Source organism: Streptomyces sp. NPDC043685 (genome assembly GCF_056436585.1).
In genome coordinates this window covers 1-464 of record NZ_JBWKCH010000007.1, presented here as the reverse complement: position 1 = coordinate 464, position 464 = coordinate 1, and the positions used below count along the sequence as shown (strand labels likewise).

Annotated in this window: 1 rRNA gene; it reads right to left on the bottom strand. The window is 65.9% G+C overall.

What is annotated here, in order from left to right:
• Positions 1 to 373 precede the first annotated feature (373 nt).
• A 5S ribosomal RNA gene (gene rrf, locus AC0665_RS23120) occupies positions 374 to 464 on the bottom strand; the annotation flags it as partial.

The window sequence follows — 464 nt, the reverse complement described above, 5'->3', positions numbered from 1 at the left end:
ACCACCACGGTTGTCACGGCTGTCATCACGACGGAAGCCACCACGGTCACCGCGGTCGCCTTCACGACGCCCAAAACCGCCACGGTCGCTACCGCCACGGTCGTTGCCGCCACGGTCGTTGTCGCGGCGGAAGCCTCCACGGTCCCCGCGATCTCCGCGCTGACCGCCGCGGTCGTTCCGGTCGCTCCGGTCCCCCTCCCGTCGCCGCTGGTCGCGCTCCGGTCGGTCCTCGGGAGAGTTGGTGGACATGGTGACTCCTGTCTTCGGTACCGCAAGTCATTCTCGCGCAGCCGGGTGCCCAGCGCGCACTGCAAAAACAAAAAGGACCCTTGGTCCCAGCTGAACGCTGGGACCAAGGGTCCTTCCAAAGATTGTTCGGCGGCGTCCTACTCTCCCACAGGGTCCCCCCTGCAGTACCATCGGCGCTGTAAGGCTTAGCTTCCGGGTTCGGAATGTAACCGGGC